Consider the following 26,314-nt stretch of genomic DNA (forward strand, 5'->3'; position numbering starts at 1 on the left):
GAAAAATGATTTCCACAGATTATTAGATTTGTAGCATACAGCAAATAGTCATGAGAGTAACTTCTAGAGATAAATTTGAAAGCATCATTGAGAGCAGTGATCTGGTCAGCAGAGATTTGAGTTGGATGAAGTTCAATGACCGTGTTCTTGACCAATCCAAGAAAAAAAGCAGGTGTATTTTTGAGAAATTGAAGTTTTTGGCCATAACAGCTTCCAACTTGGATGAGTTTTTTATGATCAGGGTTGGATCGTTATACAATTACCTGGATTATGATAAAGAAAGAGTAGACTATTCAGGTTTGCGGGAAGAGCCTTTCAAGATGAAACTGATGCTTGAATGTCAGGAATTTCATAAGCGTCAACAAGAGCATTTTCTAAAGGAACTTCTTCCTAAAATGTCTGAGGATGGTTTTATTCTCAGTAACGTCAGAAATCTCGAGTCCGAGGAACAAGAATATATCAAGTCTTATTTCAATAAAGCCGTCTATCCGATGCTGACCCCTATGGTTTTTGATGGCTATCGGACCTTTCCAATATTGATGAATAAGCTTTTGATTTTTGGAGTGGTCACTTTGGCACCCGGCGATAAAAAAGAAAACAGAAAGCTCTCTTTCGTACAGATTCCGGCTAACATCCCGAGGTTTTTTGAGATCGAAAGAGAAGATATGGTCGTCTATATTCCCATCGAGGAAGTTATAAGAGAAAATATCGTTTCTTTATTTCGGAATGTAAATATTGAATCCATAAACCTTTTCAGGATTACAAGAAACGGTGACTTTACTTTAGAAGAAAGTGAGGACATGGACGCCAATTTCCTTGAAGAAGTCAAAAGAAAACTCAATGAGCGGAAAACAGGAAGGGTTGTAAGAATCGAGATAGAAGAGGGGTACAGCCGATGGATGGTAAGTTTGCTCAAAGAACGATGGAATATAGGGGATGACAGTATTTTCAAGGTAGAGCGTGCCAGCATGCTCGACTTCACAGGACTATGGCAAGTGATTGGCAATAGACGTTTTAAGGATAAATTGCCCCAGATTCCGGCGCCTGTTCCGCCCTTGTCTTATCCTGAGGAAGGATCGGAGGATATTTTCCAGGTACTCAAGGAAAGAGATATTCTTTTGCACCATCCTTATAATAATATTGACCCAATACTTGAATTAATAGAAAAAGCTGTTGATGACCCAAATGTAATGGCCATTAAAATGACCATTTATAGATTGGCAAAGGAAAGCAGAATCACCAAAGCCCTACTAAGAGCCGCTGAAAACGGAAAGCACGTATCGGTGCTTTTTGAAGTCAAAGCGAGATTTGATGAGGAAAATAACATCCGGGAAGCTAAAAAACTCCAAAAAGCCGGTTGTTTTGTGATCTATGGAATCAGTAATCTAAAAACCCATACCAAACTTTTGCTTATTGTCAAAAAGGATGAGGATAGGGTTATGCGTTTTGTACACCTTGGTTCAGGTAATTACAATGAAGATACCGCGAGGCTATATACCGATATCGGTTTATTGACTACCAATGAGACATTGGCAAATGATGTGTCGGAGTTTTTCAATGTAATAACGGGACATTCTATGCCTTCTACTTATCAAAATCTGATCACGGCTCCACGGGATATGAGGAATCAACTCGTCGAATTCATCGAGCAGGAAGCATATAACGCAAGGGCAGGACTTCCTTCAGGAATATTCATTAAAGTCAATTCACTTGAAGACTCTGAGATTATTTATGCTTTGTACAGGGCTTCTCAGTCAGGTGTACCTGTAAAACTGATCATCAGGGGAATATGCTGCCTTCGTCCAAGAAGGATAGGTCTGAGCGAAAACATTGAGGTTTTATCATTGGTAGGTGATTTCCTTGAACATTCAAGAATATACCATTTTCATAACAACGGGCAGACAAGAACTTATGCCGGAAGTGCCGATATGATGGTGAGGAGTTTTGATAAGAGATTGGAATCTCTATTCAGGATTCAGGATCCTTTCCTCGAAAAGCAGTTGATGAACATTATTTCTTTCAACCTCAAGGACAATGTCAATGCCTATATCATGCAGGAAGATGGAAATTACCTGCCAAAGGTTCCCAAGGAAGGAGAAGAAGAATTCAACGTCCATAAGGAATTTTTCAACTTAAATGCAGATAGTATCAAACAAGTCAAATTGATCGATTAGCAGATTGTTGCTTATTCCAAAAAACAAAAGGCTGTGGGTTAGCTCACAGCCTTTTGTTTTTGTTTTTTTTGTACAAGACCTGCATCATCCCATCTTTGAGTCCCACATCAGGTACCATCATTTTTTTGGAATTGGCTGCTGACATCGCAGCAAGGTAGATTTTTGTGGCAGGAATTATAACGTCTGCCCTGTCAGGATTGAGGTTGAGTTTGTTAATCCTATCTTCATAAGAATAGGACTCAAGAAAGGCTTGTACTTCTTTGATTTTTTCTATGCCTAAGCTCCGCACATTTTTCCTTGGATTGGTGAGCTCCAGTATTTTGTTGATGTTTCCACCTGTGCCGATACAGGTAATATTATCCTGTTTGGTCACATGGTCAGTGATGAATTTATTCATGCTTTTCCATACTGATACTGGAATATTGTCATCCAAAGCCCTAACAGAGCCAATTTTAAAGGATTTGGTTGCGATCTTTTCCTTATTGATATAAATATTCAATTCAGTGCTTCCTCCTCCGACATCTATATGCAGGTAGGATTTTTCATCAATTGATCCACCAAGCGCCATATTAATCAACTCCGCTTCGTGGTTTCCATCGATGATATTGATTTTCATACCAATATCCTCTTTTATTTCATCACATATTTCCCGCCCATTCATGGATTCTCTCATTGCGGAGGTTGCGCAGGCCATGTAGTCATCCACTTCATACAGGTCAATGAGAAGCTTGAAAGCCTTCATCAATTTGATGAATTTCAGGCGGTTTTTGTCGGAAATTTTTTGGGTATGGAACACATCAAGACCCAATCGAAGCGGAAATCTCAGGTATTCTAATTTTTTGAAATTCGCAATTCCTTCGTAGTGGGTGACGTTGGTGATTTGTAATCTGATGGCATTGGAGCCTATATCAACTGCTGCTAATCTCAATTCTTGTTGTCTTAAATCAAATTCCTCTCTGAATCGAAATACTAATTTACCCAAAAAACTCTTGGCAGTTTACAAACTATTCAATTTTTTGGGACTTTCTTTTTATCCGAATATATAGGAACTCAAACAAATCTGAGTGGTATTGGAATAAATCACATTTTTTGATAATAATGTTTCCTGAGCCTTTTCTTGACTCTGAAAAAACTGTATATCCCCAAAATCAAGGTTCCCAAACTCAAAGCAAAAGCTACCCATCCCAAATTTCTGACATGTTGCAGTGCATTTACTTCCATCAGGGCAGTGCCACTCACCAAAAAATACAGAGATGTTCTGATAAAGGATAGTAAAGTCCGGTCATTGGCAAGATAGGTTCTTTGTCTGGCCAAATAGTCCCTTACAATCAAGTCTTGTTCTGATAAATTTTCTTTTTCCATTGCTGATTAAATAATTCCGAGTGCAAAGAAAGCCTATTTTCAGCTTATTTATCCGTGATTTTACACACAAACCCAGTATTTATTGATTCTTCAAAAATTATTTCAAGGTTTTATTACTTTTGGCTTTTGAAGAAAATTGACAAGAAAGGGCATAAATTGCCATGGTAACAAGAATTAAATGAAGAATCCAGATAGGCCTCATTTTGATGATATTTATATGGAGTTGGCGGTCAATTTGGCCAAAAGATCTCACTGTATCAAAAAGCATGTTGGCGCAGTATTGACCAAGGACACAAGAATTATTTCTATCGGATACAACGGACCTCCTGCAGGCACGCATAATTGTGATGAAGAATTTCCGGATACGGGCTGTGCAAGAGATAGTAAAGGAAGCTGCACACTAGCTTTGCATGCCGAGCAAAATGCCATTCTTTATGCCGTCAAAAACAGCACCTCGGTGGAAGGATCAACATTGTATGTGACTTTGGCACCATGTCTTGCATGTGCCCGGATTATTTTTTCGATGGGAATTGCCAAGGTAGTATACATGTATTCCTATGCAGAGTACAAAGGTTTACCTTTCGATGAGGGATTGGAATTTCTAAAAAAATTCGGTGTAGAGGTTTTCAAATATGACAAAGAAGTGATTTTTGAAGACCCGCTGATTTAAAGAAAATTGACTTCCGGTTGGAGAGGCACATTGAATTTATTAAGGACTGATTCTTGGATCCTTAAGCTCAGTTCTTTGATGTCATTTCCTTCACCTCCACCGTAATTTACCAAAACCAAAGGCTGAAATTGGTGGACACCGATGTTTCCAAATTTTTTGCCTTTCCATCCTGTCTGTTCTATGAGCCAGGCAGCAGGGATTTTTACTCCTTCTTCATTTGGAAATCCCGGAACATTGGGGAATTCTGATTTTATGTTTTCAAAAATTGAAACTGGAACCGTAGGATTTTTGAAAAAGCTTCCTGCATTGCCTATATGCGCAGGGTCGGGCAATTTGCTCCTTCGGATATCAATGACTGCATCACTGATATCCTTTATGGTAGGTGATTCGATTCCTTTTTCTTTCAAAGTCTGTCTTATGGCCCCATATTCAGCATGGATGACCGGGGATTTTGAAAGACGAAACACAACATGGGTTATGACATATTGTTCTTTTAAATCATTCTTAAAAACACTTTCCCTGTACCCAAACTTACATTCCTCGGAGTAGAATTTTCTGACTTCATTGGTATTCCTGTTTATTGCTTCCAGGTGGTCAAAAACTTCCTTGATCTCGATGCCATAAGCCCCGATATTTTGCATAGGAGACGCGCCTACTGTGCCCGGGATCAAGGACAGGTTTTCCACTCCGCCCCAGTTTTTTTGGATGCAATACAATACGAATTCATGCCAGCTTTCTCCTGCACCCACTTTTACCAAAACCCCGTTTTCATCTTCTTCTATCAATTCAAAACCTTTGATCTCAATTTTCATCACCAAAGCCTCGAGATTCTTTGTCAAAAGAATATTGCTTCCCCCTCCCAAAATGAAGAGGGGGACATTCATTTCCTTCGATTTTTGGATAAGTTGTTTTACTTCTTCAGTGGAGGTCGCAACGGCAAAAAATCTTGCATTTTTATCAATTCCAAAAGTGTTGAAAGGCAATAGAGAAATGTTTTCTTGTATATTCATGGTGCTGATCCGATGCTGCGAATTAAGCAAGAATTTGGTCAAATAGAAAGAATTGGACACTTTTAGAATCACCACCTATGAAAGAAATGGTCATCAACGGGGTCAAGGTCAGACCCGGCCAATCCATGAATATTGACATCGCCATTGCGAGGCTCCCTACACATACTTTGATCGATCTTCCGATTTTTATCAACCGTGCAAAAGAAGATGGACCTGTTGTTTTGATATCAGGCGGAGTACATGGTGATGAGATCAACGGCATTGTTGCTGTAAGGAAGATGTTAGAGGAAAATCTAATTTCGCTGATGAAGGGGACGGTGATTTTTATGCCCTTGGTAAACGTTTATGGTTTTTTGAGCAGTTCGAGGACCTTTCCAGACGGAAGGGATTTGAACCGAAGTTTCCCTGGAAATAAAAAAGGTTCTTTGGCATCCCAGATTGCCTTCATTTTGTCCAATGAGATCATTCCTTTGATTGATTATGGTATTGATTTTCATACAGGTGGCAGGATGCTTTCCAATTATCCGCAGATCAGGGTGGATTATAAAGACAAAAAAGGGCTCGAACTAGCCACTGCTTTTGGTACCCATTATATCTTGAATTCGCCCCATATTGATAAATCTTTTAGAAAAGAAGCCTATAAGCGTCGAAAACATATTTTGGTGTATGAAGGGGGAGAGTCTATGCGTTTGGATGAATATGCTGTGGAGGAAGCGCTTTTGGGTACACAGCGAATGCTTATTCATCTTGGGATGATGGAAGGTAATGTTACCCCAAAATCCACCATTATGATATCTGAAAGCTCATGGGTCAGGGCAAAAGTTTCAGGGATTTTTACCTCTACGGTCAAGCTAGGGGATGAAGTAAAGAAAGGCCAGATTTTAGCAAAAATCACAGATCCATATGGGCAAGTCAAAGTTCCTGTAAAAGCTACCCACAATGGACATGTGGTGGGCCTCAATAATAATCCTGTTGTCAATTCAGGAGATGCATTGGTACATGTAGGCAGGGTTTGAAATGATAAATTTTAAAAATAAAAAAGCCTGCAAATGATTAAAATCCATTTGCAGGCTTTCCTTTAGGCAGATATTATTATAGGTTTGAAACAAAATTTGGTAAGAAAAACTTACCCTCAGTGATCAATAGTGGAATTCTCTGGTCAAGAGGCCGCGGATCTGCCAGGTCAAACAAAACACCTTCAAATTCACCTGTCGAACCTTCGGTGGTAAAGTCTGTAATTTTGAAAGAACAATCATCAGCAGCTCCCGGATTTGAACTCTGTAGCAAAGTTGCTCCATATTCCTTGCCATTTTCATCAAAATAGACCAAGGCTATAGAAGGGGCTAATGTTCCGTTTACCATGATTGGATTTTGCATAATATAAGTCAGTCCCAATTGGATTTGTTCTTGATTTCTAAAAGACATAATCATGGCATTTTTGCTTAAATTATCGCCAGTAACCATGTTAAATAGCGTAAATCTATTTGGCCCATCTTCAAGGAAGGTGATTCCTGCATCGTTGTTGGCCTTGAATTCTTTCTGAACACCATTTACTTTGAAGCTATAGAAATAATTGGGTTTAGGTTCTTCTTTTTCACAGGAAGAAAATGAAAACACTGCAATTAGCAATAGGATGGTTAAGCCAATATTTTTCATAATGAGGTTTATTTTTTTGAAATAACGGAAATTATTATCGGGAGGATGTTTTGCAAGGCACAAAAATAAGGTAAAAATTAAATTTATGTACCCTAATTATTTTCGTATTGGGTTTTTTAACATTAATCAAACAAATCCCAATAAAAAAGCCACTCCTGATTCAGGAATGGCTTGATTTGATTTTTTGTTACTTTTTTTTTAACTAAAAAACTTCTTTAGTCCTTCGATTTTTCTTTCCAAAGAACCTTCCACCGCTTTGTAAGCTTCTTTGTTTGGAAGAGGTTCATTTACTGAGAAGTAGTATTTGATCTTCGGTTCTGTCCCTGAAGGCCTTGCCGAAATCTTGCTTCCATCGGCCAGATAAAATTGGATAACATTTGATTTATCCATTTTTAGTGCCGATTCGGTCCCATTGACGATGTCATACACTTTGCTTTCTTTGACGTCAACTACTTTAACCACTTTCACACCGTTCATTTCGGTAGGTCTGTTCGTTCGGAATCCTGCCATTAGATGTTGGATCTGTTCAGCACCATCTTTGCCTTTTTTGGTAATAGAGATCAGGGATTCCTTGTAGAAGCCAAACTGGGTATATATCTCTGCCAATACATTTTGGACAGTTTTACCTTGGGATTTGTAGTAGGCCACTATCTCAGAAACCATTGCACAGGCGGAAACTCCGTCTTTGTCTCTCACAAAATCGCCGACGAGATAACCGTAGCTTTCTTCGCCACCGCCGATAAATTGTTTTTTACCCTCCAGATTTCTGATGATTTCTGCAATGTTTTTGAATCCTGTAAGAACCGAAAAGCAGGTGACCCCAAAACCTTTACAGATCTCATCTATGAGTTCTGTGGTCACTATGGTATTTACCATGAATTGGTTTCCGTCAAGTTTTCCAAGTTCTTTCCATTTGCTGAGTAGATAATAGGTCAGCAATGCACCTGTTTGGTTTCCATTCAGTAAATCATAACCTCCCTTACCATCCGGCACACAGGCTGCATAGCGGTCCCCATCTGGATCGCAAGCCAATACAAGTTCAGCGCCGGTTTTTTTGCCAAGATCAATAGCCATGGTCAGGGCTTCAGCTTCTTCGGGGTTAGGATAAATAACGGTTGGGAAAGTTCCGTCAGGTTGTTCCTGTTCTTTGACAATATGGACGTTTTCAAATCCAAAGGCTTTCAAAGCAGCAGGAACCATCTTGCCCGAAGCTCCATGAATGGGAGAAAAAACGATGGGCATGTTTTTCTGTGCCTGGATTTCATTTTTGGAAAGGCTCAGCTTTTTGACTAGATCCAAGTAGATTTTGTCGAAATCTTCCTCAATATATTCGATAAGACTGTCATTTTTATTCCAATTCACATCATCCATGGATGTTATTTTCAAAACTTCATCAATGATGTTTTTATCATGTGGAGCCACTACCTGTCCGCCGTCATCCCAATAAGCTTTGTAGCCGTTGTATTCCTTTGGATTATGAGATGCAGTGACCATTACACCACTTTTACATCCAAAATGGCGGATAGCAAAAGACAGCATGGGAGTTGGTCGCATTTCCCTGAAATATTTGACTTTGATACCATTGGCCGTAAATACGTTGGCAGTTGTTTCTGCAAAAAGCGTGTTGTTGATTCGGCAATCGTGCGTAATGGCCACTTTGATATCTTCACCTGGAAAGCATTTCAATAAGTAATTTGCTAAACCCTGGGTAGCCATTGCTACGGTGTAGACATTCATTCTGTTAGAACCTACACCCATTAAGCCTCTCAAACCTCCTGTACCAAACTCAAGATCTCTGTAAAAAGAATCAATCAATTCGGTTTTGTCAGGGGAATCAAGCAAAGCATGTATTTCTTTTTTACTCTTTTCGTCAATGTTACTGTTTAGCCAGCTGCTTGTTTTGGCTAGAATCATCGGATCTACTGTTGTCATCTGGGAAAAATTTTGAATGAGTTTCTAATTTAAATATTTCAATAAAATTACCTGCATTCCTTCTGTTAAAATCAGGAATTAATTAAAAAAAGAAGGGGAAAATTTCTCTCCCTATTCTCTTGGGACTTTCTGCTTTGCTGTAACTGACAAGTCAAAATAAGTCTGTCATGCCAATATCCATCCCTTAAAGATTACCCCTCAATTCCTGTTCTCTTTCGATGGCTTCAAATAATGCCTTGAAATTCCCTTTTCCGAATGACTTTGCGCCTTTTCTTTGGATGATTTCAAAGAACAGCGTAGGACGATCTTGAACAGGCTTTGTAAAAATCTGTAAGAGATAACCTTCCTCATCCCTGTCCACCAAAATGTTAAGGTCCTTTAGCGGCTTCAGCTCTTCTTCAATCTTTCCGACCCTATCCAATAAATCGTCATAATAAGAGGCAGGTACTTCCAAAAACTCCACGCCTCTTTTCCTTAATTCTGAAACTGTATGGATGATGTCATCTGTCGCTATCGCCATGTGCTGCACACCGGGACCGTTGTAGAAGTCAAGGTATTCTTCAATCTGGGATTTCTTTTTGCCTTCAGCGGGTTCGTTGATAGGAAATTTGATAAAGCCATTTCCATTTGAGACCACCTTGGACATCAGGGCAGAATATTCTGTAGAAATATCTTTGTCATCAAATGTGATCAGCAATTCGAATCCCATTACTTTTTCATAAAAATCCACCCATTTGTTCATTTCTCCCCAACCAACATTGCCTACGCAATGGTCAATGTATTTCAGCCCAATGGGAGTTGCTTGATACTCACTTGTTCTTGGTTTATAACCGGGTAAAAAGACACCCTTATAATTTTTTCGCTCGACAAAAGTATGGATTGTCTCACCGTAAGTTTTGATGGAAGCTGTGACTACCTCACCAAATCCATCTTTGTGTACTTTTGGTTCTTCATGCGGAATAGCGCCACGAGTCACTGTTTCGTTGAAGGATTTTGTAGCATCATCTACCCAAAGGGCCAATACCTTGACACCATCTCCATGTTTTTTGATGTGGTTCGCGATAGGATGTGTTTCTTTCAATGGGGTTGTCAAAACGAGCCTTATTTTATCCTGCTTCAAGACATAAGAGGCTCGGTCTCTGATACCAGTCTCAGGCCCGGCATAGGCTATCAGCTCGTAACCAAACGCATACTGATAAAAAAGAGAAGATTGCTTTGCATTGCCGACATAAAGTTCAACATAGTCTGTCCCGTTGATGGGAAGAAAATCCTGGTTCATAATCTAAGAGTTTTTGGGTTTATTTTTCCTTGACCCAAATATAGGGAAATGGGGAGGAATTCGGGCAGGATTCAGAAAGCAGTTTTCAGTTTTCAAATGGAAGTGATCAGTTGACAGTGTGTGTCGCAGGATACGGTTATCAGGATTCGGTTGTGGTTGAAAAGTCAAAATAGATTAGGATATCCATGATTGACAGTAGACCGTTTAGGAATTTGTTTTCCAATCTTCCCATTTTCTGTTCTTCAAATTTTGCAATTTTCGAATTCCTACTCCTGACCGTTTCTGTTTGCCAAAAGGTAAATGATACCCAAAAATATCCAAGAGAGAGACCATTGCGTAAGGCCTAATTTGGGAAGCCCAAAAATTAGAAAGCCATACCAAAGCGGAATCATAACAAGACCGATTACAAATTTGAAAGTGGCATAAAAGACCAAATCCTTGATTTTTGGCTGAATCCATAACCAAATCCAATAAACAGGAAAATGGAGGACCTTCATGACTTTGTTTGAAAAATAGGGTTTTGAATAGGTTTTGTCAGGATTTTTGTGATTTTTTGTGGATAAAAATTCCCTTACCTGATCTGGTTTGGTAAGGTCAATCCGGTTTTGGATGATTGCCTCTAAATCTTTTTCATAATTTTCTTCGGGAATTGAACTTACCAATGGTTCCAAAGCCCTGAATGCAGATGTCATCAGGGGTTCAAAGAGGGGAAAGTAATCCTTTGGTTGGATGGTTTTCCCAAATACCAGGCTGACCTTACTACCTGAATAACGGTGATTACTGTAATTAATTCCCACTGGGAGGATGACCAAATCGAGTTCAGGTTCTTTTTCCAAGGTTTGATAGGCAATCCGAGCAAATCCTTTTTTCAAAGGCCTTAGGTTCCTTTGGTTGCTGTGGTTGCCTTCAGCAAAGATCACAATGCTTCCTTTTTCCAACAGTATGTTGACGCTCTTGTCAAAGGTTTCATTGTTTTTTTCCATGTTGTTGATACCGTCTCTCACTCTATAGATAGGGATCATTCTGATGAAGTCGAGCAATTTTGCAACGATTGACTTTTTGAAAACAGAAGCTCTGGTCAAAAAATGAGGCTTTAAGTTGGTGTGAGTAGCAATAAGGATCGGGTCGATCAAGGCATTCTGATGGTTGGATACGATCAGGACAGCCTTTCCTTTTGGAATGTTTTCCTTTCCGTGTACCGTGATTTTAGAGAAATAAACATGAAGTGCTACTTTGACTATGAGCCTTAGGACGGCATTGAAAAGGTTTTTCATGAATCTGATTTTTCTTGGCTATCCTTTTTGCGTAATCGGAACTGGATTTGTTTCTTTTATTCTTTTCCAAAACATGGCTAAGCTCATTCCTGAAATGATATGCCATATTCCCCACCAAGCGGCAATGATCGCCATACCGCCCAAACCTTCAAAATAGGTAAAAATCAGAACCAATGCCAAGCCTGAATTTTGGATTCCTGTTTCAATGGTCAAGGTTTTGGTATCGGCAAGGTTCAACCTGCCGATTTTTGCGATGGAATAACCTGAAAAAAAGGCTACAAAATTATGTCCCAAAACCCAAAGAAAAATCAATCCGATGAACTTAAGAAACAAATCATAATTCCCTAGAAATGCAATGACAACAAATGCAGCAAAAATCAGGATACTGACAGGCTTTAGAATTTTAGTCGCTTTTGCTGACCAATTTGGAAACCTGTTGTTGACCAGCATGCCCAAGATCAGGGGAATTCCCAGAATCAATGCAACTGTCTGGAAAACATCAAAGTAGGAAAGAGAGATTTCTTGAAGCAAGTTAGCCGTAGGGCCATAAAAGCTAGACCACAACGCAAAATTGAAAGGAGTGATAAAGATTGAAAATCCTGTTGAAAAGGCGGTCAGGGACACGGATAGCGCAGTGTTTCCTTTTGCAAGGTGGGTGAGAAAATTGGAAACATTTCCCCCTGGACATGCCGCAACCAAAAACATTCCCAATGCTACAGAAGGAGGTGGGCTGATTAGGTAAACCAACAACAGGGTCAGGAAAGGCAAGAAAAAGAATTGTGAAAAGATGCCCAACCAAAATGCCTTTGGGTTTTTGGCGATGTACTTGAAGTCAACCATCCTTAGCTCTAAAGCAACACCGAACATGATAATTGCAAGTGAAATATTTAGCAGGAAAAGAGAATCCTGATTGAAATTTAAAGTGCTGCTGTCAAGTGCTTCGATCATTTTTTGAAATCGGATGGTTATGGGAGAACAATCAAATAGATGTTTGGGTGATTCATCGTTAAATCAATTTTAAATATCTGGATAATTTCGGAATTTGGATTAAGCGGAGAATTTTTTCAATGATTTAGCAGAAAATATACCTTGAATGAATTGTTTTTGAATACATAACCCATTCATAGCTAAAGTTTCTGGATTTTGTCAATCCCTAATTTCAAACATAGTAAAATAATACCAATTTATTGGTTTGGGTTTTCTCTTCGTAATTTTGATTCAATAATTTCCAAAGACCTAAATACCGTACTTAGGAAATAAAGATCAACCGCATCAATGACATTTCTCATGGTTTCCGGTTTTGATTTTCCATAGCTTCACGAATAATAGAGGAGGAAAAATGGGTTCAAAAAATGTCCAAAAACTAAAAGGAAAAAAGCAAAGGGCCATTTACTTGCATCATTTGGTGCGTGATATGGAAGCACTTGAAATAATGATTCAACAGGGATTGATTGAAAAATCACCTGTCCGAATCGGTGCCGAACAGGAATTCTGTATTGTTGATCCGGAATTTTTGCCCAACAACAATTCCCTTGATGTCCTAAAGGAAATCAATGACAGACATTTTACCACCGAAATAGGTAATTACAATCTTGAAATCAACTCCGACCCTCTACCATTGGACAATGATTGTTTTTCACTTCTCCATCATGAACTTGATTTATTGGTAGAAAAAGCCAAAAACGCTGCCCAAAAATCCGGTTCACGTATCATCCTTACCGGAATCCTGCCAACCATTGCACCAAAACACACGACTTTGGATAGTATGACGGCTGTAGACCGTTACTTTGTTTTGAACGATGCTGCAAAAAAATACAGGGGTCAGGACTTCAGCATCCATATCAAAGGAGTAGATGAGGTGACCATGCTCCACGATTCGGTCATGCTGGAAGGTTGCAATACCAGTTTTCAAATGCACCTTCAAATAGATCCTGATGAGTTCGTAGACATGTTTAATTGGTCTCAGGCCATCACAGGACCTGTTTTGGCAGCATGTTGCAATTCACCTCTTCTTTTTGGGAAGGAGCTTTGGAGCGAAACCAGAATTGCACTCTTTACCCAAAGCGTGGATGTGAGAACCAACTCCTTTTTGCTCAATGAAAATCAGCCAAGGGTCAGCTTTGAAAGTAAATGGCAAACAGGTTCAATCTTGGATGTATTCAAGGATAACATTGCCAGATTCAGAAGTATCCTGACAGCGGAATTTGAAGACGACAGCGTAGACCTGCTCAAAAAAGGTGAAATTCCCAAACTTAAAGCCTTATGTCTTCACAACGGTACGGTTTATCGATGGAACCGTGCCTGCTATGGCGTGGGCGGTAGCAAACCCCATTTAAGGATAGAATGCAGGTATATCCCTTCGGGTCCTACGGTCATTGATCAGATTGCCAATTTTGCATTTTGGGTAGGTTTGATGAAAGGCAGGCCTGAAAAATATAAAGAAATTCACCGTATGATGGATTTTAAAGAAGTGAAATCCAATTTTTTGGCTGCGGCAAGATACGGATTGGCGGTGCAGTTTCATTGGGACGGAAAATTGTATACCGGAAGGCAGGTGCTTTCTGAAATTTTCTTACCAATGGCAAAGGAAGGTTTGAAGAAATCCGGAATTTCAGAAAATGATATCGACAAATACCTTTCTGTAATCCAAAACCGCATCAATACCCACAATGGATCCGAATGGATCAGCAAAAGCTACCGCAATCTCCTCACCACCAAAAAACCGGATGCAGCACTTCAGGTATTGACTGCAAACATGTACCTGAATCAGGAATCGAATAAACCTGTTTCGGAGTGGGAGGTGCTTTCTCCTGATGCCATGTCCCAATTCAACATTACCAAAAGAGTTCACCATGTGATGAGCACAGACATTTTCTCAGTGGAAGAAATTGACTCCATTGAATTGGTTGCCCACATGATGAAATGGAAAAATATCCACCACATGCCAGTCATCAAAGGAGACAAGGAACTGGTAGGCATTTTATCCTGGAATGATGTCAGTCAATTATTTGAAAATGGGAAGGCTACCAATGCCTCAGTCAGATCTCTTATGAAAACCGATTTGATTACCATTGATCAGGATAGCAGGGTAGATGACGCCAAGGTATTGATGGAAAAACACAAAATCCATTCCCTACCTGTGGTGAGAGATAGCAAGCTTGTTGGAATATTGACTTCAAATGACCTGTAATGGACGCCCAAGCCCTTACCACAAAAATAGAAATGCCTACCAATAGGGTAATGCAAAAACTGAAGGGTTCTAAATCAGGACCCACAGTTTTATTTTTTGCAGGAGTCCACGGCAATGAACCTGCCGGCGTCATGGCTTTGAAGGAGGTTTTTGAGGATCTCTCCAAAAAGGAAAATACCCTGAGAGGAACCGTGTATGGCTTGATTGGTAATCAAAAAGCTTTGGCTAAAGGCAAAAGGTATGTTGACATGGACCTCAACAGACTTTGGACCAAAGCCAATATCAAGATGGTTTCCAATAAAAAAGTCCTTTTGGAAGAAGAAAAAGAACTCTTGGAACTCTTGGATTTACTTAGGGAAATCATCAAAACAGAAAAAGGGCCTTTCTATTTTATCGATTATCATACGACCTCGAGTAAGACATTGCCTTTTATTACCATCAACGATTCTATGATCAACAGGAAGTTTGCTAGGCAATTTCCCGTTCCGATCGTACTTGGGATTGAGGAATTCCTAGAAGGCCCATTGCTCAGCTATATCAACCAGTTGGGTTATGTTGCAGTCGGATTTGAATCGGGGCAACACACAGATCCTGCTGCAATCACCAACAGTGTCGCTTTTACCTATATGACTTTAGCAGCTTCAGGTGTAATCGGTAAAATGGATGTGGAGGATTTTGGTCATTATCCGCACCAATTGGAAAAAGCAGCAACTTCGGTACGGGATATATTTGAGGTAGTTCACCTTCACAGGATTACCGGTGTGGATGTATTCAAAATGTTACCTGGATTCGAGAGTTTCCAGAAAATCAATAAAGGTACCCATTTGGCTACCAATAACTATTTGCCTGTTTATTCAGGTTATGATGGGCGACTGTTTATGCCCTTGTACCAAAATCAGGGAAGCGATGGTTTTTTTATCATCCGGAAGATCCCGGAATTTGCACTTATGTTGTCTGCTCTTTTAAGGAAAATAAAAATCGATAATCTTTTCACTTTGCTTCCCGGGGTAAAATGGGAACACAAAGACAAAGAAATCCTACGAGTAAACCTCAATATTGCCAAGTTTATGACCAAGCCACTTTTTCATTTGCTCGGATACCGAGTCAGGCAGCTTGACGGACAATACCTCAGACTCTATAACCGTGAGAAAGCCTCCAAAAAGAAAATGTATAAAAATGAGGGCTGGTGGTAGATTTAAATTTGTTGGGATCAGAGGACGGACGCAGTAGGAAAGATGAATTTGGTAAGAAGTGAAAAGTTAGAGGTTCCGATGAAATAAGGTCCGGGGAAAAAGAATGATAAATTCTGAATTAAAAATGAGGAATGGATTTCTATGGATCTTAGGAGATCCCAAACACAATACCAAAGACCTTATAGGGGATAGAGAAAAGGTACCTAAAGGGTAACGCAGAGACGGAGTATGGTTAGGGAGGACACGGAGTTTGGGTAGGAGGAACACGGAGTATCCTTAGGGGAAGGTGGGGGAGACTACAACGGAACCATAGGTATGGGATAGGAGATCCTTCCGTTTTGGTAGGATGAAACCATTTTATCTTATAACCTATAGGAAGTTTTTAACTCAGCCTGATAAAGTTTTTGAGGTTATGATGGTGGCGGAAAATATTGCTTCCTTTGTTTCAGGATTGACCGTTAACCTAATAACAAATAACCATTTTTTCGTCAAGTAGGAACAATTCCCTAATTTCATGTTGTTCCATCCTAAAACCGATCTAAGATGTTTGAATATAATCCCGAAAAGCACTATCCAAAGGAAACCGAAAGTCGAGTTGTGATCAGGTTTCAGGATTGCGATCCATTGCAGCACCTCAACAATGCCAAATACTTTGACTATTTTTTCAATGCCCGGGAAGATCAGGTTCCCAAGCTATATGGGGTAGAGGTGATTGATTTTATCCGAAAATACAAATCGGCTTGGGTAGTATATAACCACAACATTTCCTACGTCCGTCCGGCCAAAGTAGGAGAGTGGGTCCGAATCATGAGTAGACTTCTATGGTTTAACCATAACACGATCATCGTCGAATATTACATGACAGATGATACGCAAAAAGAACTCAAGACTGTACTTTGGACTACGATGCGGTATGTGACAGTAAAGGAAGGCGCCTCGACAAACCACGAAGGGGCGGTTTTGGAATTCCTTCGGGCAACATCAGAAAACCTCGATATCAGCAATATGACCATTTCCGAAAGGGTCAAAATCATCAAATCAGAATTGTAATCAGCCGAATGTCCGCAATTCTTGACCGATGAAGAACGGAACCTGTACAAAACCGTACAGGTTTTTTTATTTAATCTGGATCAAAAAAAAATGTAAAAATTTTTTCAAAATTAATTATAGTTAAAATTTTTCCTTTCATGCAACCTTTGGCAAAGTGGTAAAATTAGTTTTTTATCAAAATCTGTTACGAAACAGGACACTTTGCTGTCTGATTGTATCATGATAATACAGTTTTTTGGTTTGTAAGTTATTTCCGCAACCGATTGAATGTTAAAAAATTAACGATCGGGTTAAAATTCTTTAACATGGGAATTGGCATAAAGCAGTGCCAAAATTAATTGGTACAGAAGATGGATAAGAGATCATACCAACTTATAAACGACCACACAAAATGAAAAAGTTACTCACATTAGCATTAGCCGCCACACTAGGTGTAGCCAGCTTTGCAAACGCATCAAATGAAGGAATCGAAGAGTTATCTTCTGTACGTTCCAAGGACAAGAAAGTAGCCATCTCCCTTAAAGAAGGTTTGGGAAAAGTCAAACTTGCAGTACTAGACAGTGATGGAAAAAAACTCCATCAGCAATACTTCAAGGTAAAAGAAGATATGCAGATTCCTTATGACTTTTCTTTGCTTCCTGCCGGAGAGTATCAGATCTCCATCGAAAGCAATATCAAAGAACCAACGGCTGAAAAAATGATTTATACAGTCGAAACCAAAGAGGCACCCGCTCCGCTTCCTTTGATGGCCTACGGAAAAAGCATCGATGAAAACTCGTTCAGATTGGCAGTCATTGGATTGGAAGAGCCAGGAACAAAAGTTGAAATCTTGGATGAAAGCGGAAGGGCAATTTTCACTGAAAAAATCGACCAAGCTGAAGCTTTTACCAAAGTCTACCACTTAAAAAACTTAAATACCAGCGATGTGTCATTGAAAATCACTGACGCGACCGGACGAACAAAAACCCTTTTCTTGTAAACTTAACCACTATTGAAGACCAAGCCCTGGAGATGATTCTTCAGGGCTTTTTTGTTTAAATAGGTTGTCGGTTGATAGCTTTCATTAAAAAAATATTTATGAAATCGCTCAAATTCAAGTCAAAAACGGTCCTGAAAAAGACTTCTTAAATTTTCAAAGCGAAGCTTTTCTATTGCTTTATTTTCCTTCTGTTAAATTTTTATATAAAGATTCAACCTTACTCATATCCGGTTCTAACCTCATCCAAAGGGTTCGTTCTTGCTGCATAGGCATCCATCTGTAAAACCAAGAAACTCCCCATTTTTGGTAATACTGATTTTCTTGGTTGTAGACTGGGTCCTGAAGAGCTGTTTCCAGACTGATGAAATTGTAGTTTTCCACTTTTAACTTCCGGACGATTTCACCGAGGTATTTGGAGTTCAAAGCATTATCATGACAAAGAAAGATTTGGTTCACTTTTCTTCCATATTTTTCTACAGAAAGGGAATCAAAAAAACGGAAATAATCTAAGGTTTTGGAAACATATAATTCACCGATTTCCTTTGCCTTTTCAGGTTCAGCATGTGAAAGATAATACTCATAGATATGATTGATCATCCAATCCGAACTTTCCACTGTGAAAGGAGTACTGATGTACTTTTTTTCTTTGAGAAAGCTATCCATCAAAACATGTTGGACAGAATCTTTCCCTAAATCATTGAAAGGGAAGCGAAAATATTGAAGTGGTTTATTGTATTTGCCTGCGAGCTCCTGGCTTATGAATTCACCTTTTTCAATATCTACCTTGAATGGTTCAAACCCCACATCTGAATACCTGAGATGGCCAAAAGTGTGGTTGCCAAGAGTAACAAAATACTTTTTTGCCCAATCAACCAAGAGTTCAAAATTTCTGGCAATTGAATCAGTTTTATAAAGCAATCCTTCATTGATAAAAACAGCAACCGGAATATTGAATGAATCCAGTTTATAGAGTAATTGAGATTGAAAATTATCCGTTTTTAACTGCCGGGTGTTTGGTACATCATCTATCGTTATTGCCACATTCGTTTGACTATATGCAGAAAACGATCCAAATAAAAGGTAGGTCAGTAAGCAGAGAAGCCATTTGTATGTAGGTTTTCTTTTCATTTTTTTTCGAGAAACATTAGAGTCCCAAAGAGGCTTATGATTTCAAATTGACCTTTCTATTTGGCTGATTTCAGATAGGTTTCTGGAGTCATTATGGATAAAGTGCTCGATTTATAATCTTTGATATTTCTGGTGATGATGACTTTGATTTCTTTATCATTTATGGCAGAGAAATTTTGAAGAGCATCCTCAAAATCTTTGAATTCAGAGTTAAGTGCCTCAATGACAGTTTTTTTGTTTGTTGTGGTGACATCGATGATGTTCATCAGAATTTTTAGATTTTCAATCACCTTTTCATGGCTTGCTGTTTTCCGCAATAAATAATAGACATTGCTCAACATGAAAGAAGTAACAAAACCTTTGACTTCTCCTTTTTCACATAAACTCAAAAGTTTTGATGCTTCTTCTGAAAAAGGCTTTCTGTCAAAAAAGAAATCGAGGATAACATCTGTATCTATTAAAACCGTATCCATTACAAATATTTTTCAGATAGACGGTCTGTTAATTCTTTATTATAATCGAAATTTTCCGGCATTTTAAATGAGCCTTTCAAAGATTTGACAATCGGAGTCAATTCATTTTCTGTTAAAGGTTCTTCATCAGTCAAGGCCTTCAAGTAGTTTTCAATCAAATCCGAGAGACTCCTTTCCTTCCTTCGTGCGTACTTTTTGGCGTTTTCAATGACTGATTTCTCAATCGTTAGCGTCAGTTTTGTATTCATGGCTTTGAATTTGAAAACCAAATTAGCAATAATAATTACACGTGTCAATGTTAAATTTTTTACACGTGTATTTTATTTAAAATGTTTATTTAAACAAGGCTTCAAATATCCAATTAACCATTAACCAATTCACCAAATAACCCTTAACCCACTCACTTATACCTCCTCAATAAATTCTCAGTCATATTCTCCGACAATTCCTTCAAGTCAATGTCGAGTTCATTTTTATTGACCTCGAGAACTTGGTTTTTCATCTGCTCGGGGAGTCGGTCGAAACCATAATATGCACCCAAAATCCCCCCGGCGATGGCTGCTGTGGTGTCGTTGTCCCTGCCATAGTTGACAAGGAAGATGAGTGTTTTCTCAAAATCAAAATCCGCAAAAATCATGGCTGTCAGAACCTGAAGATGGATTTCTCCGGCATGGAAAGGCATGTCTTGAAGGTGTTGGTCGAGTTTTTCGAAGGCGGGCTGAAGGTACTCGGGAGTCCATTTTTGGACGTTTGCGATCCTTTCATCTTCGGTGGTGGCCTTGGCTTCGTTGAAGGCTTTGGCCTCCTGCACGATCTGCAGGGCGGTCTGCAGGATCCTGTAGGAACTTCTTCCCACCAACCTTGCCCCATAATATTGCTCCGGATCGACTGACCTTAGCACGTCGAGGACTTCGGTTTGGGTTGCCTCTTTTTTCATGGCAGCGGAGGTCATCGCTGCGGAAAGTGCCGTGATGTCTTTCGCATAGCCGATATCAAACAAGGCTAATTTGAAGGCTTCAGAATAGGCTTTTTCGGGTTTTTCCGGGAAAAAAGCTCCGATCGCAGGGGCATAAAGCAATCCGGCGCAGACCATTTCTCCGCCATAAAAAGTGCTCAGACCGATCTGATAGCCGTTAAGGTCATTTTTAACATAAGGGCGAGCGGCTTTTGCCCACTCCTGTAGCCAACCCACTTTGAGGGAATTTGCTTCAAAGGGTTCGGCGGTTTCGCTTTCGATGGTTTTGTACTCAGCGAGATACCCGTCAAACTGAGCTAAAATATGAGAGGCGAACTGCTTTGGATCGAGTGATTTTGGATTTTCTCCTGCAAGGTATTCGAAAGCGAGTTTCTTCCATCTCGTGTCGTCAGTGGTACCGCCGGCGGTCAGGTTTGCCTTCCATATTCCCTCAGGCGATACTTCCCTGACCATGGAGTCCAAGTCCTGTACAAATCCATATTCTGCGCTTATCATTTCCCGTGACCACATTTCTGTTGGTGCGCCCATGGCATCTCCGATCGCCGAACCCACTAGCATTCCCAATACTTTGTCTTGGAGTTCACCCTCTGAAAGGCTCAAAGGCTTGGTTTCTTCCTCAGCTACGTCTTTTTTGGTTTCGGGACTTTGGCAGGAATAGACACAAACAGCTGCAGACAAAAGGAGCGAAGCAATGATTTTATTTCTCATGGTTTCAATATCAGTTTTTTTGCCTCCTCTACTAATCCGGATTTTTCTTCCAATGTAAGGGATAGCGGCAACTGCGCCAATCCAATCAAGCGACGGAGTATTTCAGTCCCGATATATTTATGAAGCAGTTTCTCGTCCAACTCAGAATACAAGGAGTAGCTGTTTTTAATGGCGTTGATGGTATTTTGATTTGATTTGGCCATTTTGAGGTGGGCGATCAAAACCCCAAGGTCAAATTCGGCATCGCCCATAAATGCAAATTCCGGATCGATTACCTTCAGTCCCGAGTCTACCTTGATCCAACTTCCGGGGTAAAAATCCCCGTGAAGTAGGTGTTTGCCATTTTCAAGATATCTTTTTCCTAAGTTTTTTATGGCATTTTTCAATTTCAAATCGGTTTTGATTTTCATTGACATGGCTTGCAGCCCTGGTTGCACGCCGTCAAGGTCAAAGCCGTTGAATTCCATATAGGGATAGATAAAAATATGTTCATGATTAAGTTTTTTCATTTCTATGTTGTCAGGGAAATTTGTCACTTTCATCTGATGGAGGGAAGAAAGATATCCTGCCAAAGCGCCTGATTCCTCTTCGGAAAAAGAAAATCCGCCTTGGTACACACCCATGAAATCTGACCCTTTTCCCAAATCATCCATTGCCACAAGGTGGTTTGCTTTGTCCCGGGCTATGATTTTTGGTGAATAAGAAGAAAGAAACTCATTTTGATTGATTATTCTGTAAAAATCATCCTCGATAAAAATCCTTCCTAAAGGTGCGGGAATGGTGGGGTATTTGTTTACAAAGGGACGGGACTGTTTGAGAATGATTGACCTGGTTTCTGTTTTCAGCCTGACGACCACATTCATATTTCCTTCTCCGGCTTTGGAATATTCGAGTATGTTTTCATTTGAGAGAAGTAGTCCGGACTTTCTGAGGTATTTTTCTTGTCGAGGATTTAAAGGAATCTGTAAAATCATGAAACAATATTTGGGGCTAATTTAGATTATTACATTAAAGGCAAGGTACGTTTTGGATTTTTTTAAATTGTCGGATGATATAATAAAGAAACAATCCTTTCAATTAATTCTAAATAATGTCAATAAGTTTAATTGACTTTATCATTAAATCCAAAAAAGAGTCCTTTAGAAAAAAATGAACTAACTATTACAAAAAATATTTAAATTCTCTTTTTAAATTAAAAATTACTTTTTACTTTTCAATGGTCCAAATTCAACTGTTAACTGAATAAGCAATGAAAAATTTCCACTCTTTTTTTATCGGATTTATCTTGATTTTATTTTCAGTTTGTCAGGAAAAAGAAGAACTTTTTACTCCTGAATTGATCGGTACTTGGGAAAAAACAGGCTTTGACCCTACCAATGGATATGAAGGGGTTTTAAGTTATAACTTTAAAACCGATGGAACTTACACTTGGAGTATTAGCTACAGAGAACCAGGTGCCACCGAGAATTTAGGCTACCAATTAATTTGGAAGGGAAATTTTCGATCCACTGAAAATCAATTAACACTGATGCCTCAAGAAATTTTTTATCCTGCGGAAAATTTTAGAACCCCACCAGGTGCCAAAATGGAAGATATGGTAAAATCACAAGAATATAATCCAGATTCGCCGGGTTCGGTTAATATTTACCGAATTAACATTTCAAACGACGCAACTGAATTTCTACTATATGCCCAACCTGTTGCCGGCAATGGACCTCCATCAGACGATATTCTTTTTGTCAAAGTTAAGTAGGAATTTTTTTTCTCTTTCATTGCTATCTGATTGCGAAAAATTCAATATAGAATTGGCCGAGAAAAATGTATGACCGTGTTGTTTCCCATTCATCCTATTTTTTTAAGCAGATAATCCGTTTCAAAAACTTACTGCCTATCTGTAAGTAGAGTTTGACTTCAATGTTTTGGACCAAAATCTTCAAAGAATATTAGGTTTTCGGAAGATTGATACTTTTAAAAGTCCGAATATTACATTGATGGCGGGTACCGTTTTGGATTTTTTTACATTTTTGGTTTCTCGATCAAACAAACAATCGATACATCGGTCATCGGTCATCGCTCAATAAAACTAGATTAAAAAATTCAATCAATACTTTATGAACCAACCCAACAAATTATCTCTTTTATCCCTCGCTTTTTTACTGTTCATTGGTCAAACATGGGCACAAGAGCAAGTTGACCTCGAGATGATGCACCGCATCAAAACCGAAGGCATCAGCAAGTCCCAAATTCAGGACATTTCTTTTCACCTGACGGATTACCTTGGACCAAGGCTTTCAGGATCCACCAACTTACGCAATGCAAGGGCTTGGACATCGGAGAAATTCCAAGAGTGGGGACTTTCCAATATCAAAATCGATTCCTACGGGGAATTTGGCAGGGGATGGAATGTAAGGAAATCCTATATCGCGATGAAGTTGCCTTACTACGCCCAAGTTATTGGCTATCCGAAAGCTTGGACAGACGGGACAAACGGTTTGGTGGAATCTGAAGTAACATTACTCGAAATCACTTCCGATGCCGATTTTGACAAATACAAAGGCAAGCTCAAAGGTAAAGTGGTCATGGCACCGGCGACACTGACGCTCAATCCTGCTTTCGAAGCAGAAGCCAAAAGATGGACTGACCAGGAATTGGAAGACAGAAAGAGTATCAATATCGGCGGTAACAATGCCCGATATACTCCCGAAATGTTGGCCCAGATGCGCGCACAACGTGACTTAGATCAAAAGCTTACAGCATTCCTTTTGGCAGAGGAAGTTGGATTGAGAATTACAGGGACAAGAGGAAGCTTCGGAACGGTATTCCATACAAGAGCAGGATCATACAGCACAGATAAGAAGCCTACCGTTCCAGAAATGGAAATCGCGGCAGAGCATTATGGCAGGATTTATAGGTTGTTAAAAAACGGCAAATCGGTCAGCATTGAAGCCGAAATAGAAGTGGAATGGTTGGACGATGATTACAAAGGATACAATGTCTTGGCTGAAATCCCAGGAACTGACAAGAACCTCAAAGCCGAAATCGTGATGCTTGGTGCGCATATTGACAGTTGGCATGCCGGTACAGGCGCCAATGACAATGCTGCCGGAGTGGCTGTGATGATGGAGGCGATCAGAATTTTGAAAGCCTTGAATATACAACCGAAGCGGACTATCAGGATTGCGATTTGGGGAGAAGAGGAGCAGGGATTGTTCGGCTCAAGGGGATATGTCCAAAAATATGTAGCCGACAGAACATCCAAAGAGAAAAAGTCTGAATGGGATAAAATCTCCGCTTACTACAATTTAGATAACGGTTCAGGGAAAATCCGTGGCATCTACGTGGAGGGAAATGACATGGTGGTTCCGATTTTCGAGAAGTGGTTTGAGCCTTTCCATGAATTGGGTGCCAAAACCATCACAAGGAGAAATACCGGTTCAACAGACCACGTTGCTTTTGAGGCGGTAGGTGTTCCGGGATTTCAGTTTATCCAGGATCCGATTGATTACGGCAAAGGATACCACACCAATATGGATTTGTATGAAAGAATGCAGATTGCGGATATGACACAGGCGGCGGTCATCATTGCGGCAATGGTCTATAACACTGCTCAGCGGGACGAAAAACTGCCAAGAAAGCCTTGGAATTAATTCTTTTTTACCACAGAGGGCGCAGAGATCGCGGAGAAAAAACTAACGTAAATACTCTGAGAACTCTGGGTGCTCTGTGGTGAAAATATAACCGCAATGGACTCCAGGGTTCCGGTATGGTTTACCACATAAACAGATAGACCACATAGATTAAAGAGTGGATATCATTTTTTCGCTTTTCCTCTGCTTCTCTGCGAGAGATTTAACCTTCCGATAAATCCCCTCCCAAAAAATTCCGTGTCAAGGTAAATTTTTGATTAATTTTAAACTTTGTTATATCCTCTTTCTTTTATCCATAGGATATAATTCTGCAATCTTATAAACCCAAATTCTCATGTATTCAGTACCCCGAACGATTTTTACCGAAGAGCACGACATGTTCCGTCAGTCGCTCCGAGATTTTATTGCCAAAGAAATTACACCCAACAATGCCCAATGGGAAAAAGACAAGCAGGTGACCCGCGAGTCTTGGAAGAAATTGGGAGAAAATGGTTTTCTCTGTCTCCAAGCTCCCGAGCAATATGGAGGTTTGGAAATTCAGGATTTCAGATACAATGCTGTTTTCATCGAAGAATTGGGACTTTCGGGTTGCTCAGGTCCTGCGATCGGCTATCCGCTCCACAGCGATATCGTCTTTCCTTACATTCACCATTACGGTACCGAAGCCGCCAAATCCAAATACATCCCGGGCATGATCAGCGGAGATTTGATTTCCGCCATTGCCATGACAGAGCCGGGTGCCGGTTCTGACCTGCAGGCGATCCGGGCCACGGCGGAAGATAGGGGCGACCATTACCTGATCAATGGTTCAAAGACTTTCATCACCAATGGTTTTCTCTGTGATGTGGTGGTTGTGGCCGCCAAAACAGATCCGAGCAAAGGAGCAAAGGGAATCAGTCTTTTTATTGTGGATAGGGACATGGCCGGATTTTCCAAAGGTGTTCCTTTTGACAAAGTGGGTTTGCATGCTCAGGATACCTGCGAATTGTTTTTTGAAGATGTGAAAGTTCCAAAAGAAAACCTCCTAGGCAATGTTGGCGAAGGATTCAAATACCTGATGACGGAGTTGGCGCAGGAGCGATTGATAGTAGGGTTGGCGGCGATTGCCTTGGCAGAATCGACTTTTATCTCCACAGTGGACTATGTCAAAAACCGACCTGCTTTTGGCAAAATGGTTTCTGATTTTCAGAACACTCGATTCAAACTCGCTGAAATGGGAGCTAAGCTCGAGCAGGGAAGGATCTATGCCGATCAGTTGGTGATGCTGCACAACCAAAAGAAAGTCGATGGGGCTATGGCCTCTTCAGCCAAATTTCTTCTGACCGAACTCCAATGTACTGTCTCAGATGAATGCGTACAGCTGCACGGGGGATATGGATATATGTGGGATTATTCGGTGGCAAGGGCTTTTGCGGACGCAAGGGTGCAGCGGATTTATGCCGGAACCAATGAGATTATGAAGGAGTTGATTGCAAGGAAGATTTTGCAATGAAAACAAAAAAGTTTTGAGTTGGAGCCAATTTCAGTCAAAGGAAATTGGCTTTATTTTTTTCCAAAAATTAATATTTTATATTTAGTACTGTAAATTTCCCAAACTCAAATTCAACCCAAAA

General features: G+C 39.9%; 23 protein-coding genes. 10 read left to right on the top strand and 13 right to left on the bottom strand.

What is annotated here, in order from left to right; genetic code table 11:
* Window positions 1-50 precede the first annotated feature (50 nt).
* Window positions 51-2,174, top strand: coding sequence for a polyphosphate kinase 1 (gene ppk1, locus NU887_RS20295; protein ID WP_258425222.1), 2,124 nt, complete (start codon window positions 51-53; stop codon window positions 2,172-2,174).
* A 43-nt stretch (window positions 2,175-2,217) separates the two neighbouring features.
* On the opposite strand, the gene NU887_RS20300 is transcribed toward ppk1, so the two are convergent.
* Window positions 2,218-3,102, bottom strand: a complete 885-nt coding sequence (locus tag NU887_RS20300) for a Ppx/GppA phosphatase family protein (RefSeq protein WP_258425264.1) — start codon at window positions 3,100-3,102, stop codon at window positions 2,218-2,220.
* Window positions 3,103-3,254: 152 nt separating this feature from the next.
* Window positions 3,255-3,536 carry a YidH family protein gene (locus tag NU887_RS20305; protein ID WP_258425223.1) on the bottom strand — a complete coding sequence of 94 codons (282 nt, stop codon included), beginning with the start codon at window positions 3,534-3,536 and terminating at the stop codon, window positions 3,255-3,257.
* Window positions 3,537-3,714: 178 nt separating this feature from the next.
* Between NU887_RS20305 and NU887_RS20310 the strand changes: the two genes are divergently transcribed.
* The gene (locus NU887_RS20310) at window positions 3,715-4,206 is read left to right on the top strand and encodes a deoxycytidylate deaminase (protein ID WP_258425224.1); all 492 of its coding nucleotides are present in this window, start codon (window positions 3,715-3,717) and stop codon (window positions 4,204-4,206) included.
* On the opposite strand, the gene murB is transcribed toward NU887_RS20310, so the two are convergent.
* Complete coding sequence (gene murB / locus NU887_RS20315; RefSeq protein WP_258425225.1) at window positions 4,203-5,216, bottom strand: UDP-N-acetylmuramate dehydrogenase; 1,014 nt, start codon at window positions 5,214-5,216, stop codon at window positions 4,203-4,205. The genes NU887_RS20310 and murB overlap by 4 nt on opposite strands.
* A gap of 77 nt (window positions 5,217-5,293) precedes the next feature.
* Between murB and NU887_RS20320 the strand changes: the two genes are divergently transcribed.
* Window positions 5,294-6,232: a succinylglutamate desuccinylase/aspartoacylase family protein gene (locus NU887_RS20320; RefSeq protein WP_258425226.1), complete on the top strand. Its 939-nt coding sequence runs from the start codon at window positions 5,294-5,296 to the stop codon at window positions 6,230-6,232.
* Window positions 6,233-6,308: 76 nt separating this feature from the next.
* On the opposite strand, the gene NU887_RS20325 is transcribed toward NU887_RS20320, so the two are convergent.
* The 5 genes from NU887_RS20325 to NU887_RS20345 form a co-directional block, all read right to left on the bottom strand.
* Complete coding sequence (locus NU887_RS20325) at window positions 6,309-6,872, bottom strand: hypothetical protein (protein ID WP_258425227.1); 564 nt, start codon at window positions 6,870-6,872, stop codon at window positions 6,309-6,311.
* A 198-nt stretch (window positions 6,873-7,070) separates the two neighbouring features.
* Complete coding sequence (locus tag NU887_RS20330; RefSeq protein ID WP_258425228.1) at window positions 7,071-8,804, bottom strand: phospho-sugar mutase; 1,734 nt, start codon at window positions 8,802-8,804, stop codon at window positions 7,071-7,073.
* A 184-nt stretch (window positions 8,805-8,988) separates the two neighbouring features.
* Entirely contained in the window at window positions 8,989-10,083 is a 1,095-nt protein-coding gene (hppD, locus tag NU887_RS20335; protein WP_258425229.1) for a 4-hydroxyphenylpyruvate dioxygenase, read from the bottom strand.
* A gap of 266 nt (window positions 10,084-10,349) precedes the next feature.
* Window positions 10,350-11,357 carry a lysophospholipid acyltransferase family protein gene (locus NU887_RS20340; protein WP_258425230.1) on the bottom strand — a complete coding sequence of 336 codons (1,008 nt, stop codon included), beginning with the start codon at window positions 11,355-11,357 and terminating at the stop codon, window positions 10,350-10,352.
* Between the two features lie 18 nt (window positions 11,358-11,375).
* A complete protein-coding gene (locus NU887_RS20345; protein ID WP_258425231.1) occupies window positions 11,376-12,305 on the bottom strand; it encodes a bile acid:sodium symporter family protein in 930 nt (309 codons plus the stop codon).
* A gap of 391 nt (window positions 12,306-12,696) precedes the next feature.
* Here NU887_RS20345 and NU887_RS20350 point away from each other — a divergent pair, with 391 nt between their 5' ends.
* The 4 genes from NU887_RS20350 to NU887_RS20365 all read left to right on the top strand — a co-directional run bounded on the left by NU887_RS20350 (window position 12,697) and on the right by NU887_RS20365 (window position 17,769).
* Window positions 12,697-14,547: a glutamate-cysteine ligase family protein gene (locus NU887_RS20350; RefSeq protein ID WP_258425232.1), complete on the top strand. Its 1,851-nt coding sequence runs from the start codon at window positions 12,697-12,699 to the stop codon at window positions 14,545-14,547.
* Window positions 14,547-15,740: a succinylglutamate desuccinylase/aspartoacylase family protein gene (locus NU887_RS20355; protein ID WP_258425233.1), complete on the top strand. Its 1,194-nt coding sequence runs from the start codon at window positions 14,547-14,549 to the stop codon at window positions 15,738-15,740. Before NU887_RS20350 ends, NU887_RS20355 begins: the two co-directional genes overlap by 1 nt.
* A 543-nt stretch (window positions 15,741-16,283) precedes the next feature.
* The gene (locus NU887_RS20360; protein ID WP_258425234.1) at window positions 16,284-16,790 is read left to right on the top strand and encodes an acyl-CoA thioesterase; all 507 of its coding nucleotides are present in this window, start codon (window positions 16,284-16,286) and stop codon (window positions 16,788-16,790) included.
* Window positions 16,791-17,181: 391 nt separating this feature from the next.
* Window positions 17,182-17,769: a DUF3244 domain-containing protein gene (locus NU887_RS20365; RefSeq protein WP_258425235.1), complete on the top strand. Its 588-nt coding sequence runs from the start codon at window positions 17,182-17,184 to the stop codon at window positions 17,767-17,769.
* 177 nt (window positions 17,770-17,946) lie between these two features.
* Here the strand turns inward: NU887_RS20365 and NU887_RS20370 are convergent, their stop codons facing one another.
* From NU887_RS20370 to NU887_RS20390, 5 genes are all read right to left on the bottom strand, one after another.
* Window positions 17,947-18,897 carry a polysaccharide deacetylase family protein gene (locus NU887_RS20370; protein ID WP_258425236.1) on the bottom strand — a complete coding sequence of 317 codons (951 nt, stop codon included), beginning with the start codon at window positions 18,895-18,897 and terminating at the stop codon, window positions 17,947-17,949.
* A 56-nt stretch (window positions 18,898-18,953) separates the two neighbouring features.
* Window positions 18,954-19,370 carry a type II toxin-antitoxin system VapC family toxin gene (locus NU887_RS20375; RefSeq protein WP_258425237.1) on the bottom strand — a complete coding sequence of 139 codons (417 nt, stop codon included), beginning with the start codon at window positions 19,368-19,370 and terminating at the stop codon, window positions 18,954-18,956.
* A complete protein-coding gene (locus NU887_RS20380; protein ID WP_258425238.1) occupies window positions 19,370-19,618 on the bottom strand; it encodes a DUF6364 family protein in 249 nt (82 codons plus the stop codon). Before NU887_RS20380 ends, NU887_RS20375 begins: the two co-directional genes overlap by 1 nt.
* Window positions 19,619-19,770: 152 nt before the next feature.
* Window positions 19,771-21,054, bottom strand: a complete 1,284-nt coding sequence (locus NU887_RS20385) for an ADP-ribosylglycohydrolase family protein (RefSeq protein ID WP_258425239.1) — start codon at window positions 21,052-21,054, stop codon at window positions 19,771-19,773.
* On the bottom strand, window positions 21,051-22,028 hold the full coding sequence (locus NU887_RS20390) for a phosphotransferase (RefSeq protein ID WP_258425240.1): 978 nt from the start codon (window positions 22,026-22,028) through the stop codon (window positions 21,051-21,053). The genes NU887_RS20385 and NU887_RS20390 overlap by 4 nt, the downstream gene beginning before the upstream one ends.
* A 275-nt stretch (window positions 22,029-22,303) precedes the next feature.
* Between NU887_RS20390 and NU887_RS20395 the strand changes: the two genes are divergently transcribed.
* The 3 genes from NU887_RS20395 (at window position 22,304) to NU887_RS20405 (ending at window position 26,193) form a co-directional block, all read left to right on the top strand.
* A complete protein-coding gene (locus NU887_RS20395; protein WP_258425241.1) occupies window positions 22,304-22,807 on the top strand; it encodes a hypothetical protein in 504 nt (167 codons plus the stop codon).
* A gap of 358 nt (window positions 22,808-23,165) precedes the next feature.
* Entirely contained in the window at window positions 23,166-24,701 is a 1,536-nt protein-coding gene (locus NU887_RS20400) for a M20/M25/M40 family metallo-hydrolase (protein ID WP_258425242.1), read from the top strand.
* 334 nt (window positions 24,702-25,035) lie between these two features.
* Window positions 25,036-26,193, top strand: a complete 1,158-nt coding sequence (locus NU887_RS20405) for an acyl-CoA dehydrogenase family protein (protein WP_258425243.1) — start codon at window positions 25,036-25,038, stop codon at window positions 26,191-26,193.
* Window positions 26,194-26,314: the final 121 nt, after the last annotated feature.

It is taken from the genome of Aquiflexum gelatinilyticum (assembly GCF_024741135.1).
Classification (GTDB): Bacteria; Bacteroidota; Bacteroidia; order Cytophagales; family Cyclobacteriaceae; genus Cognataquiflexum; species Cognataquiflexum gelatinilyticum.

Bases quoted from the DNA above. Each gene is read 5' to 3' on its own strand.
- NU887_RS20370 (WP_258425236.1), bottom strand. From the start codon at position 18,897: ATGAAAAGAAAACCTACATACAAATGGCTTCTCTGCTTACTGACCTAC.
- NU887_RS20395 (WP_258425241.1), top strand. From the start codon at position 22,304: ATGAAAAATTTCCACTCTTTTTTTATCGGATTTATCTTGATTTTATTT.
- NU887_RS20380 (WP_258425238.1), bottom strand. From the start codon at position 19,618: ATGAATACAAAACTGACGCTAACGATTGAGAAATCAGTCATTGAAAAC.
- NU887_RS20320 (WP_258425226.1), top strand. From the start codon at position 5,294: ATGAAAGAAATGGTCATCAACGGGGTCAAGGTCAGACCCGGCCAATCC.
- NU887_RS20345 (WP_258425231.1), bottom strand. From the start codon at position 12,305: ATGATCGAAGCACTTGACAGCAGCACTTTAAATTTCAATCAGGATTCT.
- NU887_RS20325 (WP_258425227.1), bottom strand. From the start codon at position 6,872: ATGAAAAATATTGGCTTAACCATCCTATTGCTAATTGCAGTGTTTTCA.
- NU887_RS20390 (WP_258425240.1), bottom strand. From the start codon at position 22,028: ATGATTTTACAGATTCCTTTAAATCCTCGACAAGAAAAATACCTCAGA.
- NU887_RS20375 (WP_258425237.1), bottom strand. From the start codon at position 19,370: ATGGATACGGTTTTAATAGATACAGATGTTATCCTCGATTTCTTTTTT.
- NU887_RS20400 (WP_258425242.1), top strand. From the start codon at position 23,166: ATGAACCAACCCAACAAATTATCTCTTTTATCCCTCGCTTTTTTACTG.
- NU887_RS20310 (WP_258425224.1), top strand. From the start codon at position 3,715: ATGAAGAATCCAGATAGGCCTCATTTTGATGATATTTATATGGAGTTG.
- NU887_RS20350 (WP_258425232.1), top strand. From the start codon at position 12,697: ATGGGTTCAAAAAATGTCCAAAAACTAAAAGGAAAAAAGCAAAGGGCC.
- murB (WP_258425225.1), bottom strand. From the start codon at position 5,216: ATGAATATACAAGAAAACATTTCTCTATTGCCTTTCAACACTTTTGGA.
- NU887_RS20385 (WP_258425239.1), bottom strand. From the start codon at position 21,054: ATGAGAAATAAAATCATTGCTTCGCTCCTTTTGTCTGCAGCTGTTTGT.
- NU887_RS20330 (WP_258425228.1), bottom strand. From the start codon at position 8,804: ATGACAACAGTAGATCCGATGATTCTAGCCAAAACAAGCAGCTGGCTA.
- NU887_RS20360 (WP_258425234.1), top strand. From the start codon at position 16,284: ATGTTTGAATATAATCCCGAAAAGCACTATCCAAAGGAAACCGAAAGT.
- NU887_RS20365 (WP_258425235.1), top strand. From the start codon at position 17,182: ATGAAAAAGTTACTCACATTAGCATTAGCCGCCACACTAGGTGTAGCC.
- NU887_RS20355 (WP_258425233.1), top strand. From the start codon at position 14,547: ATGGACGCCCAAGCCCTTACCACAAAAATAGAAATGCCTACCAATAGG.
- NU887_RS20340 (WP_258425230.1), bottom strand. From the start codon at position 11,357: ATGAAAAACCTTTTCAATGCCGTCCTAAGGCTCATAGTCAAAGTAGCA.
- NU887_RS20405 (WP_258425243.1), top strand. From the start codon at position 25,036: ATGTATTCAGTACCCCGAACGATTTTTACCGAAGAGCACGACATGTTC.
- ppk1 (WP_258425222.1), top strand. From the start codon at position 51: ATGAGAGTAACTTCTAGAGATAAATTTGAAAGCATCATTGAGAGCAGT.
- hppD (WP_258425229.1), bottom strand. From the start codon at position 10,083: ATGAACCAGGATTTTCTTCCCATCAACGGGACAGACTATGTTGAACTT.
- NU887_RS20305 (WP_258425223.1), bottom strand. From the start codon at position 3,536: ATGGAAAAAGAAAATTTATCAGAACAAGACTTGATTGTAAGGGACTAT.